19 protein-coding genes are annotated in these 17,674 nt (G+C 64.2%); 10 read left to right on the forward strand and 9 right to left on the reverse strand.

All coding sequences use genetic code 11. From position 1 onward, the window contains the following. Positions 1-28: 28 nt before the first annotated feature. Positions 29-850: a helix-turn-helix domain-containing protein gene (locus tag ACP2YP_RS26625; RefSeq protein ID WP_426419233.1), complete on the reverse strand. Its 822-nt coding sequence runs from the start codon at positions 848-850 to the stop codon at positions 29-31. 101 nt (positions 851-951) lie between these two features. Between ACP2YP_RS26625 and ACP2YP_RS26630 the strand changes: the two genes are divergently transcribed. Together ACP2YP_RS26630 and ACP2YP_RS26635 are read left to right on the forward strand one after the other, a co-directional pair. Then, a complete protein-coding gene (locus ACP2YP_RS26630) occupies positions 952-1,194 on the forward strand; it encodes a hypothetical protein (RefSeq protein WP_426419234.1) in 243 nt (80 codons plus the stop codon). 36 nt (positions 1,195-1,230) lie between these two features. After that, positions 1,231-1,629, forward strand: a complete 399-nt coding sequence (locus ACP2YP_RS26635) for a hypothetical protein (protein WP_426419235.1) — start codon at positions 1,231-1,233, stop codon at positions 1,627-1,629. Positions 1,630-1,974: 345 nt separating this feature from the next. On the opposite strand, the gene ACP2YP_RS26640 is transcribed toward ACP2YP_RS26635, so the two are convergent. Beyond that, entirely contained in the window at positions 1,975-2,541 is a 567-nt protein-coding gene (locus ACP2YP_RS26640; RefSeq protein WP_426419236.1) for an SET domain-containing protein, read from the reverse strand. 193 nt (positions 2,542-2,734) lie between these two features. Beyond that, entirely contained in the window at positions 2,735-3,469 is a 735-nt protein-coding gene (locus ACP2YP_RS26645; protein ID WP_426419237.1) for a TetR/AcrR family transcriptional regulator, read from the reverse strand. A gap of 106 nt (positions 3,470-3,575) precedes the next feature. Between ACP2YP_RS26645 and ACP2YP_RS26650 the strand changes: the two genes are divergently transcribed. From ACP2YP_RS26650 to ACP2YP_RS26670, 5 genes are all read left to right on the forward strand, one after another. Then, positions 3,576-4,973, forward strand: coding sequence for a carotenoid oxygenase family protein (locus ACP2YP_RS26650; protein ID WP_426419238.1), 1,398 nt, complete (start codon positions 3,576-3,578; stop codon positions 4,971-4,973). Between the two features lie 74 nt (positions 4,974-5,047). Then, positions 5,048-5,530: an MAPEG family protein gene (locus ACP2YP_RS26655; RefSeq protein WP_426419239.1), complete on the forward strand. Its 483-nt coding sequence runs from the start codon at positions 5,048-5,050 to the stop codon at positions 5,528-5,530. Positions 5,531-5,605: 75 nt separating this feature from the next. Then, positions 5,606-6,181 carry a hypothetical protein gene (locus ACP2YP_RS26660; RefSeq protein WP_426419240.1) on the forward strand — a complete coding sequence of 192 codons (576 nt, stop codon included), beginning with the start codon at positions 5,606-5,608 and terminating at the stop codon, positions 6,179-6,181. Between the two features lie 13 nt (positions 6,182-6,194). Continuing rightward, complete coding sequence (locus ACP2YP_RS26665; RefSeq protein WP_426419241.1) at positions 6,195-6,749, forward strand: inner membrane-spanning protein YciB; 555 nt, start codon at positions 6,195-6,197, stop codon at positions 6,747-6,749. Between the two features lie 108 nt (positions 6,750-6,857). Then, positions 6,858-7,154 (forward strand): hypothetical protein, encoded by a 297-nt coding sequence (locus tag ACP2YP_RS26670; RefSeq protein WP_426419242.1) that lies wholly within the window; start codon positions 6,858-6,860, stop codon positions 7,152-7,154. A 134-nt stretch (positions 7,155-7,288) separates the two neighbouring features. Here the strand turns inward: ACP2YP_RS26670 and ACP2YP_RS26675 are convergent, their stop codons facing one another. Continuing rightward, positions 7,289-8,944 (reverse strand): fumarate hydratase, encoded by a 1,656-nt coding sequence (locus ACP2YP_RS26675; RefSeq protein ID WP_426419243.1) that lies wholly within the window; start codon positions 8,942-8,944, stop codon positions 7,289-7,291. Positions 8,945-9,189: 245 nt separating this feature from the next. On the opposite strand from ACP2YP_RS26675, the gene ACP2YP_RS26680 reads away from it, so the two are divergent. The 3 genes from ACP2YP_RS26680 to ACP2YP_RS26690 all read left to right on the forward strand — a co-directional run bounded on the left by ACP2YP_RS26680 (position 9,190) and on the right by ACP2YP_RS26690 (position 10,743). Next, a complete protein-coding gene (locus ACP2YP_RS26680; protein WP_426419244.1) occupies positions 9,190-9,669 on the forward strand; it encodes a hypothetical protein in 480 nt (159 codons plus the stop codon). A gap of 109 nt (positions 9,670-9,778) precedes the next feature. Continuing rightward, positions 9,779-9,952 carry a hypothetical protein gene (locus ACP2YP_RS26685; protein WP_426419245.1) on the forward strand — a complete coding sequence of 58 codons (174 nt, stop codon included), beginning with the start codon at positions 9,779-9,781 and terminating at the stop codon, positions 9,950-9,952. A gap of 116 nt (positions 9,953-10,068) precedes the next feature. Then, on the forward strand, positions 10,069-10,743 hold the full coding sequence (locus ACP2YP_RS26690) for a methyltransferase family protein (RefSeq protein ID WP_426419246.1): 675 nt from the start codon (positions 10,069-10,071) through the stop codon (positions 10,741-10,743). Position 10,744: 1 nt separating this feature from the next. On the opposite strand, the gene ACP2YP_RS26695 is transcribed toward ACP2YP_RS26690, so the two are convergent. From ACP2YP_RS26695 to fliR, 5 genes are all read right to left on the reverse strand, one after another. Then, complete coding sequence (locus tag ACP2YP_RS26695) at positions 10,745-11,452, reverse strand: glutathione S-transferase (protein ID WP_426419247.1); 708 nt, start codon at positions 11,450-11,452, stop codon at positions 10,745-10,747. A gap of 167 nt (positions 11,453-11,619) precedes the next feature. After that, the gene (locus ACP2YP_RS26700) at positions 11,620-12,612 is read right to left on the reverse strand and encodes a Tim44 domain-containing protein (RefSeq protein WP_426419248.1); all 993 of its coding nucleotides are present in this window, start codon (positions 12,610-12,612) and stop codon (positions 11,620-11,622) included. 285 nt (positions 12,613-12,897) lie between these two features. Continuing rightward, complete coding sequence (cckA, locus tag ACP2YP_RS26705; RefSeq protein WP_426419249.1) at positions 12,898-15,480, reverse strand: cell cycle histidine kinase CckA; 2,583 nt, start codon at positions 15,478-15,480, stop codon at positions 12,898-12,900. 153 nt (positions 15,481-15,633) lie between these two features. Further along, positions 15,634-16,713 carry a flagellar biosynthesis protein FlhB gene (flhB, locus tag ACP2YP_RS26710; RefSeq protein ID WP_426419250.1) on the reverse strand — a complete coding sequence of 360 codons (1,080 nt, stop codon included), beginning with the start codon at positions 16,711-16,713 and terminating at the stop codon, positions 15,634-15,636. 173 nt (positions 16,714-16,886) lie between these two features. Then, positions 16,887-17,657: a flagellar biosynthetic protein FliR gene (gene fliR, locus ACP2YP_RS26715; RefSeq protein ID WP_426419251.1), complete on the reverse strand. Its 771-nt coding sequence runs from the start codon at positions 17,655-17,657 to the stop codon at positions 16,887-16,889. Positions 17,658-17,674: the final 17 nt, after the last annotated feature.

Raw genomic sequence — 17,674 nt, forward strand, 5'->3', positions numbered from 1 at the left:
AAGCCGAACACCGCCCGAGGCAAGGGCGCTAGCCCAGATTTGCGACCGTCTGCTTCAGCCATGCGGCGGTGCGTTCGTCCGCCGGAAAGAACGTCTCCAGCGCCAGCTCCGACAGGGTGATGTCGACCGGCGTTCCGAATACCATGGTGGTGGAGAAGAAACTGAGTATCCCCCCGTCATGCCGAAGCTTGAACGGGATCGCGACATTGTCGCTCGACAGAGGCCCTGAGCGCGCCGGAATGGGGTAGCTCTTGAGGTCGCGATAGAGCTTGATCAGCTCCGGATCGGCCGTCGCCTCGCATTGCCGGTGCAAACGCTCGAGCAGATGCGCACACCATTCTCCGAGATTGACCGTACGCGGCGCCAGCCCCTCGGGATGAAAGGCGAGCCGCAGCACGTTGAAGGGCTGGCCGAGCAACCGTTCCGGAATGCCGGCGAGCAGCGGCGCCACCATCCGATTGGCCGTCACCAGATTCCAGTGCCGGTCATAGGCCAGCGCCGGATTGGGCTCGTGGGCCCTCAGCACGAGATCGATCGCCTGACGGGCTGATGTCAAGGCGGGATCCTCCAGAGGGCGTTGCGGAAAGGCCGGCGCGTAGCCGGCCGCGACCAGCAGCACGTTGCGTTCGCGCAAGGGCACGTCGAGGCGCTCGGCGAGCCTCAGCACCATCTCGCGCGAAGGCGCGGCGCGGCCAGTCTCGACGAAGCTGAGATGGCGCGCGGAAATCTCCGCCTCGCCCGCGAGATCGAGCTGACTCATGCGGCGGCGCTGCCGCCATTCGCGCAGATGATCGCCGATATGGACCGGCTGGCTGGGTTCGGCGCGTGCCGTGGATGCATGTGCGTTCATGGTCGAAAACCTACCACGTGCATTTCGGCTCATCCATTACCACCGAGGTAATCGAATTGGGCCCCCGACCGGCGCATCTTCCTGAGCACAGGAGAATGACCATGATCGCGCTGCTGCTCTACCGCTCTCTCGCCGACCACCTCATCCCCCTAGTTCTACCTTGGGCCGTGACGTTCGCGACCCGGATGCTGGCGCGTAGCCTCAACATGCCCGAGCCGCTGGTGCATTCGACCGGCGACTATGTCGTCGCGCAGGTCACGGCCTTCGAGCACAGCGTCGGCAGGAGCCTCTGCCCGTTTCGCCTCGCCCGCCTGCTCCGCGCCTGGTGGCGCGGACTGTGTTGAGTTCACCCCAAGCCAACCCAACCATGGAGACCTCTGATGATCGACGCATCCACCTTCTTGCGGCGCGCCCTGCTCGCCGACGCCGTGTTCAGCGGTGTCGCCGCACTCGGCTTCACCTTCGGCGCCGGCGCGTTTGCGACGCTCTTCAACCTGCCTGAAGCGCTGTTGCGCGAGACCGGCCTGTTCCTGATCGCCTACACCGCACTGGTCGGCTGGCTCGCCTCGCGCACAGCGGTGCCGAAGCCACTCGTGCTCCTGGTCGTGGTCGGCAACGCGGCCTGGACGGTGGGTAGCATCGCGCTGTTGTTCTCTGGCGCGGTGTCGCCGAACCTCGCCGGCGAGCTGATGGTCGTGGCACAGGCGATTGCCACAGGCGTGTTCGCGGAGTTGCAATATGTGGGGCTGCGCAAGAGCGGGGCTGTGATCGCAGCGTGATGCTCTCGTGTCCCGGACGCGCTGCAACGCTCATAAGCGTGTTCACGCGCGTCTTCGACGCGCTATGGCGTTGCTGCGCAGAGCCGGGACCCGCGCTGCGCGGACTGCTCTCGGACATATGGGCCCCGGCTCAGCAGCGCACCGCCAAAGAGGCGCTGCGCTGCGTCCGGGCCACGAGACCGAAGTGTGGCGCTCGCTCTCTCCACGTCGTCATTGCGAGCGCAGCGAAGCAATCCAGAATCTTTCCGCGGAGGGACGCTGGATTGCTTCGCTGCGCTCGCAATGACGGAGTGTGCGGTCTTTTCCAAGGACTGATGGAGAGGCCGGCGGCAGTCGAACCTGACCCTAAGCCTTCACGCGGCCGACCTTGCCGGAAAAATGCTTGCCGTTCAGCTTCTTCTTTTTCGCCGCGGTGGTTTTCGCGCCGGCCTTCTGCGCCTTACGCTCCGCGCGTGCCTTCACCTTGGCGCGTTCCGCACGCGCCTCGGCGCGCTGCTTCTTGCGCTTGTTCTCGCAGGAGGGGCACTTGCAGCCGATCGGCTTCAGATAGGCTTTGAAGTAGTCGGTGCCGTAATCGTAGTTGATCTCTTCGCCCGGCTCGATGTTCTTGATGGCGCGGATGAAGACCTTGCGCTCGCGCGGACGCACGTCCGACTCGGCGTTGGGCCGGCAGGAATGGTTGATGTAGCGGGCGACGTTCTTGCGCACCGAGCCGTCGATGGTCCAGCGGCCGTTGAGCTCGAACAGATATTTGTTCTCGATGTCGTCCTGCTCGGGAATGCGGCAGTCGAGGATCGGTCCGAAATAACGGATGATCCGGGTGCCCTTCTTGATCGGCATGGTGGCGAAGAGGCCAAGTCCGGTCTTGGAGCGGCCGACGCGATAGGATTTGCTGGAAGCGATGACTGGCATGATCAAGTGTAACGAGGACGCGAACCAGGCTGCATGAGCCCAAGCGAAGCCGCTCTTCTAGAACGATTCCGCGCCGCTGTCAGGTCTATCCGAACTGCGTTTGATGCTTGCCCACAGTCAAGATCTCGATTGATGGAGTTCCGCAAGATGCGGGCGCCGCCATGGCACCTGTCACATTGGCTTGCCTGGCAAATCAGGTCGGGAATTTCGCCGCAACGGTCGTCTTCAGGATCGCTTCCAGCAGCTGCTCGGCCGTGGTGCCCGCCGGCAGCCGTTCCAGAATATCCTCGAGTCGTCCGTCGAGCAGCAGCATGGTGAAGCCGTGCACCATCGACCAGGCCCGTGCGATCGCAGCGCCCTGCTCGATGGTCAGCTTGTCGCCGCTGATCGGCTCCTGCCGCATTGCGCCAATGGCATTGGCAAGGCCGGCAAACGAGGATTCCGCGGCCTCGTGCAGCGAGGGCCTGGAATAGTCGAGCCGCTCGGTGCGGAACATCAGACCGTACATGCCGGGATGGGCCTGGGCATAGGCGACATAGGCTTTGGGCCGCGCCAGCGCCCGTTCCAGCGGCGAAGTGGCCGCGTCGCAAGCAGACGCCATCGCCGCATTGAACTGGCGGAAGCCGATCGCGGCGAGTTCGCTGACGAGTCCGGTGAGATCGCCGAAATGATGGGTCGGCGCGGCATGCGAGACGCCAGCTTCGCGCGCCACCGCACGCAGCGTCAGGCCGCCGAGCCCGTCGCGCTCCAGCACCCGTTCGGCCGCCTGCAGCAGCGCCTCGCGCAAGGCGCCGTGGTGATAGGGCGTCTCGGTCTTCGCGCTCGCCGCGCGGCGCACCGGTCGAGATGCGATCGATGTTTTTCTGGGAGCACGTGCGGGGCGCGCCGTTTCGCTATTGGTGTCGGCAGGGGTGTTGCTCTTGGCCATTTACAAGCTATATGACGCAATATTGACAGTGTAAAGATTTCACTTGACGGAAGCCACGCTTGGCTCTATTCCATCTTTACGATGTAAAGATAGGGAGGGATACGCCGTGCAACAGGACGCCATCACCGAGCGCCGCAACAATATCGCACCGATTCCGTTCGAGGCAGACGCGCCTTTTCTCAAGATCGTCGGCGAATTGCCGCGGGAGCTGAACGGCACGCTCTATCGCAACGGCCCCAATCCGCAGTTCGACGTGCCGGGCGCGCACTGGTTCGTCGGCGACGGCATGCTGCACGCCTTTCATCTCGAAGAGGGGCGCGCTTCCTACCGCAACCGCTGGGTCCGCACGCCGAAATGGCTTGCCGAGCACGATGCCGGCCGTGCGCAATTCGGCGGCTTCGGGCGCATGCTGCCGGATGCGCCCACCCATCTCACCGACGGCGGCGCCGCCAACACCAACATCGTCTTCCATGCCGGCAAGCTGCTCGCCCTCGAGGAGGGACATCTGCCGACCGAGATCGAGCCGGGCACGCTCGCAACCCGCGGCTATTGCAACTACGAAAACCGCATCGCCGGCCCCTTCACTGCGCATCCGAAGGTCGATCCGGTCACGGGCGAGCTGGTGTTCTTCGGCTACAATGCGGCGGGACCGCTGACGCCCGCCCTCTCCTACGGATCGATCGATGCGAGCGGCAAGGTGACGCGCTTCGAACGTTTCGAGACGCCCTATGCCAGCATGGTGCACGACTTCATCGTCACCGAAAACCACGTGCTGTTTCCGATCCTTCCCCTCACCGGCAGCATGGAGCGCGCGACGAGCGGCAAGCCGCCTTATGCCTGGGAGCCGGAGAAAGGCTCTTATGTCGGCGTGATGAAGCGTAACGGCACGGCAAAGGACATCGTCTGGTTCCGTTCCGAAGCCTGCTACGTCTTCCACGTCATGAATGCGTGGGAGGATGGCAACCGCATCGTCGCCGACGTCATGCAGTTCGAGGAAGCGCCGCTGTTTCCGCATCCCGACGGCCGGCCGACGGACCCGGAGAAATCGCGCGCCCGCCACTGCCGCTGGTCCTTCGATCTCTCCGGCAATACCGATCGCTTCCAACAGACTTATCTCGACGATCTCACCGGCGAATTCCCGCGCATCGACGATCGCCGCGCTGGCTTGAAGAGCCGTCACGGCTGGTACGCCTGCGCCAATCCGCGGCTGCCGATGTTGGGCGCGCTGTCCGGCATCGTCCATGTCGACGGCACTGGCAAGCGTCTTGGCCAATATCTGCTGCCGGCCGGCGACACCATCTCCGAGCCTGTCTTCGTCGAGCGATCGAAGGATGCGGCGGAAGGCGACGGCTGGCTGCTGGCGGTGGTCTGGCGCGCGCGGGAGAACCGCAGCGACCTCGCCGTGTTCAATGCCACCGACATCGAGGCCGGTCCCGCCGCGCTGGTGCAGCTCGGCCATCGCGTGCCCGACGGCTTTCACGGCAATTGGGTGGGAGCGCAGTAGCTCTTCCCCCTTGTCATTCCGGGGCACGCGAAGCGTGAGCCCGGAATGACAGCGTGTCACCAGCGAGACTTTGCATGCACGTCCCCACCATCACCGCGAACTATCTCGCGATCCTCGCGCTGATCTACGCCGCGCTTGCGCTGCAAGTCGTCCGGCTGCGACGGAACAGCAACGCCCCTTTCAACGATGGCGGCAGTGAAGGCCTGCGCAGCGCGATCCGCGCCCATGGCAATTTCATGGAATACGTTCCGATCATCACTCTGATGGTCGCGCTGCTCGAAATGTCCGGCGCGTCGCCGTTGCGCATTCACCTGCTGATGGGCGCGCTTCTGCTGTCCCGGCTGTTGCATCCGCTCGGCATGTACGCGACGCCGGGCTCGCTCAAATTCATGATCTGCCGCGGCGGCAGCATCTTCCTGACCATCGGCCTGCTGATCTCTTGCGCACTGACCATCCTGTCGCGCCTGCCCTGGGCCGCATTCGCCGACGAATTATCCGATCAAGCCATTGCGACAATTGAGTTTTTACAGGTCATTCACGTCATTTTGACACTGTAAAGATTTCACTTGACCCCGCGCCGGCCCTGAACTATCAATCTTGACATCGTAAAGATTGGTTCGAGCGAGGCGACCATGACGATCTTCCTGATCCTTGCCCCCTATGGCGTCTACACCTTCCTGATGCTGGTGACCTCGGCCACGATCAGCGTGTTCGCGGGGTCCGTAATCTGCCTCGCCACCATCGCGATCGACGTGGCGCGCGGCCGCTCGGTGAAGATCCTCGCCGCGGGCTCGGCGCTCCTATTCGCAGGCATCGGGCTCACCCTCGTGCTGTTCGGTCCGAAGCTCGGCAGCCTCGGCGTCAAGCTCGCGGTCGATATCGGCATCTTCGTCATCTCGCTCGGCTCGATGCTGGCGCGCCGGCCCTTCACGCTGCAATACGCGGTTGAATCCATGCCGGCCGAGACCGCGGCGATGCCCGGCTTTCTCACCGCCAATTACATCATCACCGGCGCGTGGACCGTCGCCGCCCTGTTGATGATGGCCGCCAACATCGTGCTGCTCTACTTCCCGGGCCTGCCGGTCTGGCTGGGCCTTGCGGTTGCCTTCGCCGCCCGCAACAGCGCGATCTATTTCACCAAGTGGTATCCTGAATATCGCCAGATCAAGTATGGTGCGCCGGCCGGCGCGCTGCCCGAAGCCCAGTGAGACAGGACCGACAATGAAGGACGTATTCGCCCGCCTCGCCTCCGACTTCCTGTCTGCCATCGTCTTCCTGGTGATCTATCTCGTCACCGACAACGTCATCCTGGCGACATCGGTGGCGATTGCCGGCGCGATCGCGCAGGTGATCTACGCGCGCGTCAAGGGACGCGAGCTCGGCTACATGACCTATGCCAGCGTCGCACTCGTCATCGTGCTTGGCACTGTCACGCTGCTGACCAATGATCCCCGCTTCATGCTGGCCAAGCCTGCGGTCGCGCATTTCGCGATCGGCGCGATCATGCTCAAGCGCGGCTGGATGCTGCGCTACATGCCACCGATCGTGGTCGAGACCGCGCCGGAATATGTCACTGCTGCGGGCTATGCCTGGGCCGCGCTGATGTTCGTCCTCGGCGCCGGCACCATCGGGGTCGCCGCCACCGGCGATCTGAAGCTGTGGGCTTTCTACATCTCGGCGGTCGCGGGCGGCGCCAAGGCCCTCGCCTTTGCCGTGCAATACGTGGTGTTCAGGCTCGTCGTCACCAGCCGCCGGCGCGCCGCCGCCCGCGCCTGAACACCGCCGAGGGCACGTTAGGCAGCGGCTTCAAGTTGCGCTATAGGCTCGGCCCAGGATGGGTTGCGGATCATCGCAGCCCGCCGGGATATTGTTCGGGAGACGCGAATGGCCGTGGACGGCAACTGGAATCTGACCATGACGACCCCGATGGGCGAGCGCCAGGCGACGCTGAGCCTGAAGGAAGCGGGCGGCACGCTGACGGGCACGCAGGGTGCGGAAGGCAATACCGCCGAAATTTTCGACGGCACCGTCAGCGGCGACGCCGTCAACTGGAAGGTTTCCATCACCAATCCGATGCCGTTGACGCTCGAGTTCATCGGAACGGTTTCCGGCGACAGCATGAGCGGCGAGATGGGTATCGGCCCGATGGGCAGCTTCCCGTTCACTGGGGCAAGGGCGTAGAGGCGCGTCTCTCGTGTCCCGGACGCGGTGCAGCGTGTAACGCTGCTCCGCAGAGCCGGGACCCATGCCGCCACAATGGACCCCGGATCAGCAGCGCAGCATTTCATGCTGCGCAGCGTCCGGGGAAAGTAGCCTCAGCCCAGATTCAACTCCTTGAAGAAGTCATTCCCCTTGTCATCGATGATGATGAAGGCCGGGAAGTCGACGACTTCGATGCGCCAGATCGCTTCCATGCCGAGCTCGGGATATTCGAGCACCTCGACCTTTTTGATGCAGTGCTCGGCGAGGTTTGCCGCAGCACCGCCGATCGAGCCGAGATAGAAGCCGCCATATTTCTTGCAGGCCTCGCGCACCGCAGGCGCGCGGTTGCCCTTCGCCACCATCACCATCGAGCCGCCGGCGGCCTGGAACTGGTCGACGAAGGAGTCCATGCGGCCCGCCGTGGTCGGGCCGAACGCACCGGAGGCGTAGCCCTCGGGTGTCTTGGCCGGGCCGGCGTAATAGACCGGATGGTCCTTGAAATAATCCGGCAGCGGCTCGCCCTTCTCCAGCCGCTCGCGCAGCTTGGCATGCGCACTATCGCGCGCGACGATCATAGTGCCGGTCATCGAGACCCGCGTCTTGATCGGGTTCTTCGAGAACGTCGCAAGGATATCCTTCATCGGCTGGTTGAGATCGATCTTGACGACCTCGCCGCCGAGCGACTCCTCCACCTGCGGTAGATATTGCGCCGGATTGTGCTCGAGCTCCTCGAGATAGACGCCGTCCTTGGTGATCTTGCCGAGCACCTGGCGGTCGGCCGAGCAGGACACGCCAAGCCCGATCGGCAGCGAGGCACCATGGCGCGGCATGCGGATCACGCGCACGTCGTGGCAGAAATATTTGCCGCCGAACTGCGCGCCGACACCGAGCGACTGCGTCATCTTGTGGATTTCCTTCTCCATCTCGACGTCGCGGAAGGCGTTGCCGTCGGGCGAGCCATGGGTCGGCAGCGCATCGAGATAGCGCGCCGATGCCAGCTTCACCGTCTTCATGCAGAGCTCGGCCGAGGTGCCGCCGATCACGATTGCAAGGTGATAGGGCGGGCACGCCGCGGTGCCCAGCGTCAGGATCTTCTCCTTCAGGAAGGCGAGCAGCCGGTCCTTGGTGAGCACTGAAGGTGTGGCTTGAAACAGAAAACTCTTGTTGGCGGAGCCGCCGCCCTTCGCCATGAACATGAACTTGTAGGCGTCATCGCCTTCGGCGTAGATCTCGCACTGCGCCGGCATGTTGTTGGCGGTGTTCTTCTCCTCGTACATCGACAGTGGCGCGACCTGCGAGTAGCGCAGATTGCGGCGCAGATACGCGTCGCGCGCGCCTTCCGACAGCGCCGCCTCGTCGTCACCGTCGGTGATGACGTTGCAGCCCTTCTTGCCCATGATGATGGCGGTGCCGGTGTCCTGGCACATCGGCAGCACGCCGCCGGCCGCGATGTTGGCGTTCTTGAGGAAGTCGAGCGCGACGAACTTGTCGTTCGGGCTCGCCTCGCCGTCCTCCAGGATCGCGCGAAGCTGCTTCAGATGTCCGGGGCGCAGATAATGGTTGATGTCGCCGAAAGCCGCCTCCGACAGCGCCCGCAGCGCCTCGCGCGACACCACCAGCATGTCCTTCCCCAGGACCTTCTCGACCCGGACGCCCTCGGCCGTGATCTTCTTGTAGGGCGTCTCGTCCTTGCCCAGCGGGAACAGCGGGGTGTGCTTATAGGGTGGAACGGGTTTTGAGGCGTCGGGGAAGGCGGTGGGAGCGTTCATGGGGGATCTCGGGTGTTGGAGCCCTCGCGGGCCTCTAAGCATAGAAGCGTTCTAAGCTTTTTTGCCGCAAAGGGAAGGCGTTCTGGCGCGGCCGGGGCATCCCGATTCGGTGCCATGGCGGCCATTTTTTAGTCCCCTCCTTCGACCAGCGGATGGTCGTGGTTGTACCCTATCAAGCCGGGTTGCACCCCTTGCGCTTCGCGCGCGGCGACGGTTGAATGCGCGCGCTCAAGGGGCTTTTCATCATGATTTTCAAACTGCACGTCCGCGGCGCGAGTGCTGTCGCCGCCGCAATCATCGGCCTTGTGACCGTCGCTGTGCCTGCGCGCGCGGACCAGTGCGACGACATCGCAAAACAGCTCGCCGGCGGCATCGACGGGCTGAAGGTCAACTTCAAGGCCGCCAACATCATCTACCTGACCCACCCGGCGGCGAAGGAGCTGTCGCTCGGCTGCCGCGCGCAGGGGCAAAACTATTCCAACGAGCTCTATGCCAAGGGCGACCGCAAGCCGACGCCGCAGTTCTATGATCTGGTCGCCTCCGCGGCCGCGATCACTTTCACGGTGACCAAGGACGACACCACGACCGGCGCGACACGCTGCCTCAAGCGCATGGGCTTGCTGCGCGGCGACAAGGTGACGATGCGCTACAAGCGCCTCAACATGGAATGCACGCGCACTAAGACCGACGCGTCGATCGCAATCACGCGCCCGAAGGACGAGTAGGCCACCCACGAGGAAGAGGTCAGATCGCTCGCAATTTAACGATTGGCTTGACAGAGCTTTCGTCCGCTCCGGGGCAGGATCAATTGTTTCCATCTGTGAGGATTTGTGGATGAGCGTTTCCAGCGTTGCGCCGCCGCCAGTGACGGTCGTGGTCCCGAGCTACGACACGACCAAGCAGCCGGACGACCAGACCAAGACCAAGGACACCGACCCGACCTATCAGCCGACGCCGCCTGCGCCGCTGCCGCCAGGCCAAGGCACGCGGATCGATCAGCTCGCCTGATCCGGCTTTGCTGCGATGGATCGCCCGGTCCGGTTGACCGGGCCTTTCGCGCCTCCGGCCGCATCTTCGCCGGATAGCGGGACCAGTATCGTGCGCGGCTGCTCAGGGAGCTGTGCATGATCGCAAAACTGCTGTTGCAGAACACGATCACCACCGTCGGGATGGGCGCGCTGCTGTTTGCCGCCGCCGGCACGCTGCATTGGCCCGGCGCGTGGGTGTTTCTCGTCACCTTCGTCCTGCTTGGCCCGCTCTGCGGCTGGTGGCTCTACCGGATCGACCCGGCGCTTCTCGCCGAACGACTGCGTCCCATTCTGCAGAGAGATCAGCCGGCCGCGGACAAGGTCTTCATGGTGGTGTTCGTCGTGGCGATGCTGGGCTGGCTCGTCGCGATGGGGCTCGACCGGCGTCATCTATTCTCCGACATGCCGGCGTCGTTACAGGTGCTCGGCCTCGCCCTTTTCGTGCTGTCGACGCTGTTCATCCTCTGGGTCTTTCGCGAGAATTCGTTCGCCGCGCCCGTGGTGAAGTTACAGACCGAGCGCGCGCAGCGCGTGATCTCGACCGGGCCCTACGCCCATGTCCGCCATCCCATGTACAGTGGCATGATCCTGTTCTTCGCCAGCGTGCCGCTGATCCTCGGCTCGTGGTGGGGATTAGCGATTGCGCCGCTCTTCCTGGCGCTGCTTGCGGTCCGCATCCGCATCGAGGAGCGCACGCTGATTGCGGGCCTGCCCGGCTATGCCGACTATGCGGCGCGGGTGCGCTACCGCCTGCTGCCCGGGCTGTGGTGATTCACACGTCGAGCTCCCTGTATCGCCGGAAGATGCCCTGCTCGTTGAAGGGAATGCGGCGCTCGCTTGCGAGATAGGCCTTGATGTTCGGCCGCGCCGCGATGCGGTCGTGCAGGTCGATGAGACCGGGGATGTTTTTCTCGAACGCCTTCATGCGCTTGGGGAAGGCGTAGCGCAGCCCGTCGACGATCTGGAACAGCGAGAGATCGACGTAGGTCAGGCGACGGCCGGTGACATAGGCGCCACCATTGTCGTCGAGCAGCTGCTCGAAATAGCCGAGATATTTCGGCACGCGCTCGTCCCAGAAATCGGCGGTCCGCTTCTTCGCCGGCGCCTTCTGGTCTTCGTAGTACATCGAAGGCCCGAGCGGATGATGGGTATCATGGATCTCGACCACGAGGTCGGTGATGGTCAGCTGAAGCTCGTGCACCCAGCGTTTTCCGGCTTCCGTCTTCGGCGCAAGGGCGTGACGGGCGCCGAGGTAAAGCAGGATGTTGGCGGTCTGGCCGATGACGAGCTTGCCGGCCTTCAGGAATGGCGGCGCAAAGGGCGGCGTGCCCTTGTGGGCCTCCATCATCTTCATCATCGCGCCCGAGCCACGCGGGCCGCGTGCGACATCGTCGTAAGCTGCCCCCGCCTCCTCCAACGCCAGCCGCACATATTCGCCGCGGCCCTGGATCTCGGGCCAGTAGTAGAGCTCGTATTTCATGGGAGAGGTCCGTGGACGGGGAAGCGACGGAACCAATGTAACATGCAGCCGAAGGTTCCGTCAGCTCGGGACGGAGCGGCCGCGCCAGGGGTGGAGAGAGCCGGGTCCCAAAAGAAAAAAGGCGCCGTGCCGAAGCACGACGCCCTCGTTTTTTGCTCAGCGCGCGATCAGTTGGTCTGCTGAATCGCCGACAATTCCCAGGGGCTGCCCGGGCGGCGGGCAAACGTCCAGACTTCGGTGACTTCGCCCGGCTGTTCGCTGCCGGCGACGAGCGCGCCGGTGTTGCGGTCGACCGTCTTGTCGGTGAGCGCGAAACGCATCGCCACCGTCGCGTAGTCGGTCTCGCCTTCGCGCCAGGCTTCGGCGAGGTCGCCCTGCAACAGCTTGACGTTGGTCACCTTGTTGACGGCATTGCGCGCGCGGTTCCCCGCGAGATCCTTCTCGAAATAAGAGACCATTTCCGGCGTCGCGAGCGTGTGCAGTTTTGCAACATCCTCATTCGTCCAGGCGGCCTGGATGTCGCCGAGCAGACGCTCGAATGCTTCGTAGTCATCAGGCTTGATCTCGAGCGGCGCATTGTTGGCGCCGAAGCCGAAGCCGCCGCCAAGACCACTGCCGAGACCACTGCGATAGCTGGTCTGCGGGCCCGGACCGGCGTCAGCACCGGCATAGGCCGCCTGCGGCGCGTTGCGGCGCTGCCACCAGGACATCGCCAGCCGCACCACGAACACGACGAGCACGATCTGGATGATCAGACCCAGGATCGACGAGAGCCCACCGAGGCCGCCGAACAGGCCACCGCCGAACAGCATGCCCAGAAGGCCAGCACCGAGGAAGCCGGCCGCAAGACCACCTAGGAAGCCGCCGCCGCGGCCGAACAGGCCGCCGCGCGCGGGCGCAGCGGTGTTCATGCCGGCGCCCGGCTGGCTATAGGTGCGGTTGAACTGCGAAGTCGAGCCCGGCGCGGTCGTGGTCGACGGCGGGGCCGAGAAGGTCCGCGAACCGCGCGACCCCGACGAGATGCCGCCGCCGACGCGGGCGTCAGCCGACGAGATCGCAAGCGCCGTCGGCAGCGCGAGCGCCAGGACGACGGCAATCGTCTTCACGAGAGTGCGGGACCATTGCGAGAAATTCATGTTCGTTTCCCAAATCCCCGGCATGGGGACGTGCCAGTAAGATGGGCAGCCTTCACCAAAAGGGAAGCCGGTTTCGGAACCCCCGCCTGCGGCTCTCAGTCGCGGGGATGCGGCAAAAGCCCATATTTGCCGGGGGTTTGGCCGGGTGCGGCCGGGACTGTGGTCGCCGGTTACCGGTGGTTTAACGACGTAGATTCCGCCCTTTTTCTCCGTCATTGCGAGCGAAGCGAAGCAATCCAGACTGTTTCCGCGGAAAGACTCTGGATTGCTTCGTCGCTTCGCTCCTCGCAATGACGGGAGCGCGCGCCCTCACCCCTGCTTCGCCATCGTCTCCTTCACCGCCGCCACGAGCTGGCTGAGCGTGAACGGCTTTGGCAGGAAGTCGAACTGCTGGCCCTCGGGCAGGCTCTTCTCGAAAGCATCCTCGGCATAGCCGGAGACGAAGATGAAGCGGATGTCGGGGTTCTTCTGCCGCATCGCCTTGAGCAGCGTCGGGCCGTCCATCTCCGGCATCACGACGTCGGAGACGACGAGATCGATTCCGCCGCTCTGCTCTTCCAGCACCTCCATCGCCTCGACGCCGTTCTCGGCCTCGACCACGGTATAGCCGCGCGAGCGCAGGCCGCGGGCATTCAGGGCGCGCAGCCCCTCTTCGTCCTCGACCAGCAGGATGGTGCCCTGCCCCGTGAGATCGGTGCGGGGCTTCGCCTCCACCGCTGCGGGCGTAGCGTCCTTTACAGCCCCATTCGTCGCGCTTGCTGTGGCCGGCTGCTCGACCTGCACCTCGGGCTCGGCGTGATGGCGCGGCAGGAAGATGTGGAAGGAAGTGCCCTGCCCCGGTTCGGAATCGACGTAGATGAAGCCGCCGGTCTGCTTGACGATACCGTAGACGGTGGACAGCCCGAGGCCGGTGCCCTTGCCAACTTCCTTGGTCGAGAAGAATGGCTCAAAAATCTTGTCGCGGATGTCGGCAGGGATGCCGGTGCCGGTGTCGGCGACCTCGATCCGCACGTAGTCCGCCGCCGGCATGCCCTTGTAAGCGAGCTTGCCCGCCTGGTCGGTCGCGACATTGGCGGTGCGGATGATCAGCTTGCCGCCGTCGGGCATGGCATCGCGCGCGTTCACCGCGAGATTGACGATGACCTGCTCGAACTGCGAGACGTCGACCTTGACCGGCCAGAGATCGCGGCCGTGGATCAGGTCAAGCTTGACCTTCTCGCCGATCAGCCGGCGCAACAGCATGGTGAGATCGGACAACGCGTCGCCGAGATCGAGCACCTGCGGCCGCAGCGTCTGCCGCCGCGAGAAAGCGAGCAGCTGCCGCACCAGCGTCGCAGCACGCGTGGCGTTCTGCTTGATCTGCATGATGTCCTGGAACGACGGATCGGTCGGCTTGTGCGCGTTCAGCAGGAAGTCGTTCGCCATCATGATGGCGGAGAGCACGTTGTTGAAGTCGTGAGCGATGCCGCCGGCGAGCTGGCCAACCGTCTCCATCTTCTGCGACTGGTTGATCTGGTTTTCCAGCGCGCGCCGCTCGGTGGTCTCGAGCATGTGCACGATCGCAGCTTCGGCGTCGTTCTCGGCCGCATCGACCGGCGTGACGAAGAACTGACCCCAGCGGTCCTTGGTGCCCTCCAGCGCAACCTCGACCGGTGCGATGTCGGCCTGGTTTTCGGCGGCCTGGTTGATGGCCGCGATCAGCAGATGACGATCGCGCGCATTGACCGCGCGGAAGATCGACTTGCTGGCGCTGTCGAGCCCGAGGCCCTGCGCGAGCTTGGCGTAGCGCGCGTTCGCCCGCACCACGTTGCCGGCGCGATCGACCGTGGCGATCGCCATCGGCGTGTGGTCGAAGAAGCGCATGAAGCGCACTTCGGCGGCGCGGTCGGGATCGCTGCGCTCGTCGCGGGCCCGGCTGATGACGAGCGTGCGCGACGGCCCCGGCGCGCCATCGGCGCCGAACGCGAGCTTGTGATAGAGCCGGACTGGCATGGTCTTGCCGGTGCGCATGCGCAAATCGATGTCGAAGACTTCGGTCTTCACCTCGCCCGGCACCGCCACGATCGAGCTCAGCAGCGAAGCGCCGTCGCCGGAAACGATGTCGGCAAGCTTCAGCCCGCCGGAGCCGATCTCGGCAAGATCATAGTCGAGCCAGTTCGCCAGCGTCGCGTTGACGTAAGCGAGCTCGCCGGCGGGATTGACCGAGAAGAAGCCACACGGCGCATGATCGAGATATTCGATCGCGTGCTGGAGCTCCTGGAACACGTCCTCCTGGCGCTCGCGGTCGCGGGTGATGTCGGCGATCGACCAGACCGCATATTTGGCTTCGCGCTTTCCGGTGCCGAGCGGGCGCACGCGCATGCGCAGCCAGCGCCCGTGGCTACCGTCCTGGCCGGAGATGCGCACCTCTTCCTGCTGCCGCTTTCCTTCGCGCGCGGCTTTCAGCAGGCGGAACACGGCTTCGGAAACGTCCGGGTTGCCGATGAAGACGCGCTCCACGGGGCGCACATCCTGCGGGCCGGAGGCACCGGTCAGCGTCAGATAGGCCGCGTTGGAATAGACCACATGGCCGCGCGGATCGGTCACCGCGAGGCCGTCGAAGGCGTGATCGGCGATACGCCCCATCACGGGATCGTCGAGATTGCGGTCGACGAAGCGGATGATGCCGGCGGCAAAGGCGAACAGATTGAACAGGCCGATCATCGCCAGTACGGCGAGGATGCCGAGGATATAGGGCTGCGCCTGCGCGCGCCCCAGCGTCATCAGCCCGACGGCGACCGCGACGAGGCCGGTGGCCACCAGGAGCACCAGCGCAATGCTGCCCGAGCGCGGCGACGGCTCATGCGCCGCAACGGGCTCGCGTGACAGGTCGTGGTCGGTCTCGGCGGTCATTTCACGCTGGCATCGCCTGTCGGCAGAGAATCAATGCGCCACGGGGCACGTGGGGTCCTCCCTGCCTGAATCGGACCCGCGGACGCAAGGGCGGCAGGGGCGAAACGTACGCTGATTCCCAGTTTACAGCCATTTCCGGTACTTTTCGGGGTTTTATTGCCGCGCGGCGCTAAAACCGCGCTTCAGGCGGATCACGTAGCCGATGACTTCGGCAACCGCATGGTAGTGCTCGACAGGAATTTCCTTGTCGATTTCGGCGGTGGCGTACAGCGCGCGTGCCAGCGGCACGTTCTCGACGATCGGAATGTCGTGCTCGCGCGCGATCTCCCGGATCTTGAAAGCGAGGTTGTCGACGCCCTTGGCGACGCAGATCGGCGCCGACATGCCGCGCTCGTAGGATAGCGCCACCGAATAGTGGGTCGGGTTGGTGATGATCACGGAGGCCTTGGGAACCGCGGCCATCATCCGCTTCTTGGAACGTTGCTGGCGCAATTGCCTGAGCTTGCCCTTGATGTGCGGGTCGCCTTCGGACTGCTTGAACTCTTCCTTGATCTCCTGGAGCGACATCTTCTGCCGCTGGAACCAGCTGCGATACTGGAAGAAATAGTCGCCAATGGCGATGATCGCGAGCGCGGCGACCACTGCGCCGAGCAGATGGACGGTCAGGCTGGTGGCGGCGCCCAGCATGGCCATCGGATCGAGCTTGACCATCGCCTCCATGCGATGCCGCTCCGGCCACAGGATCGTGGTCATGACCACCCCGAGCACGACCAGCTTGCCGATGCCCTTGAGAAAATTCGCTCCCGCCTGCTTGCCGAAAATGCGCTTGAAGCCGGCAGCCGGCGAGAGCTTGCTGAATTTGGGCGTGAGGGATTCGGCCGACCATACCAGGCGGTGCTGGAGCATGTTGCCGGCAATGGCCGCGATCACCAGCATCAGCAAGGGCACGCCGACCGCCGCGAGCACCGCGACTTCGACCTGCTGCACCAGCGCGAGCAGGTTCCCGGGGTCGGTTTTGATCATCCAGGAATTGGCAAGCAGATTGCGCATCGGCGTCAGCAGCCCGCTGCCGACCGAGCCGGAGAAGGTCGAGACCACGAGCGTTCCACCCGCGATCATGAACCAGGTGTTGATCTCCTGGCTTTTGGCGACGTCGCCGCGTTCAAGCGCCTCTTCGAGACGTTTTTGCGTCGGGTCTTCTGTTTGACTCTCTGGATCGTTGTCTTCCGCCATGTAGCGCCCGATTTCCGAAGTTCGTCACTCTTGCGGCCCCTGTGTACGAACTTCGGAAAGCACAGGGGCGCTACAAGACTCTAAATTTGGCTAGTGCCGCTGATCGATTTGAAGTTCCTAGTCGGAGGTGAGGCTTGCACTGTAGGAACTTCAAATCGGCGGCACTAGCTCACCTATCTGAGCGGCATCATCTGGTGCATGACACCGATGAAGTAGTCGAGATAGGTGCCCATCATCGCCGTGAGCACCACCGCCAGCACCATGAAGCCCGCGAAGATCGATAGTGGCACGCCGACGAAATAGACCTGCATCTGCGGCATCAGCCGCGCCAGCACGCCGAGCCCGATATTGAAGACGAGGCCGAACACCAGGAACGGCCCCGACAGCTGCAAGCCGAGCAGGAACGCGGCGGAAAAGGCCCGCGTGGCGAGCGAAGCGACATCGCCGCTCGATACGGTCTCGCCCGGCGCGAAGATCGCGTAGCTGTCGTTCAACGCCGCGATCACCAGATGATGGCTGTCGGTGGCAAACAGCAGCGTGACACCCAGCATGGTGAGGAAATTGCCGACCAGAACGCCCTGCTGCCCCTGCGTCGGATCGACCGAGGTGACGAAGCCTAGTCCCATCTGCTGCGCGATCACGGCGCCTGCGACCTGGAGCGCCGCCAGCGTCACGCGCGCGGTTGCGCCCAGCACGATGCCGATCACGATCTCATGCAGCATCAGCACCAGCATCGGCGCGAGCGAGCCCATGTCGACGTGATAGGCGTTGCGATGCAGCGGCAGGATGATCAGCGTCAGAAGAAGCGCGATCGACAGCTTCACCCGCGTCGGGATGTTGGTCTCGCCGAGCCCCGGCAGCAGCATCACCATCGCGCCGACCCGGGCGAAGGCGAGCATGAAGGCTGCGGCAAGCGCCGGCAGCAACGAGACGTCGATGCGCATGGTAGGCGCATTGTGCC

Source organism: Bradyrhizobium genosp. A (genome assembly GCF_049949275.1).
Taxonomy (GTDB): Bacteria; Pseudomonadota; Alphaproteobacteria; order Rhizobiales; family Xanthobacteraceae; genus Bradyrhizobium.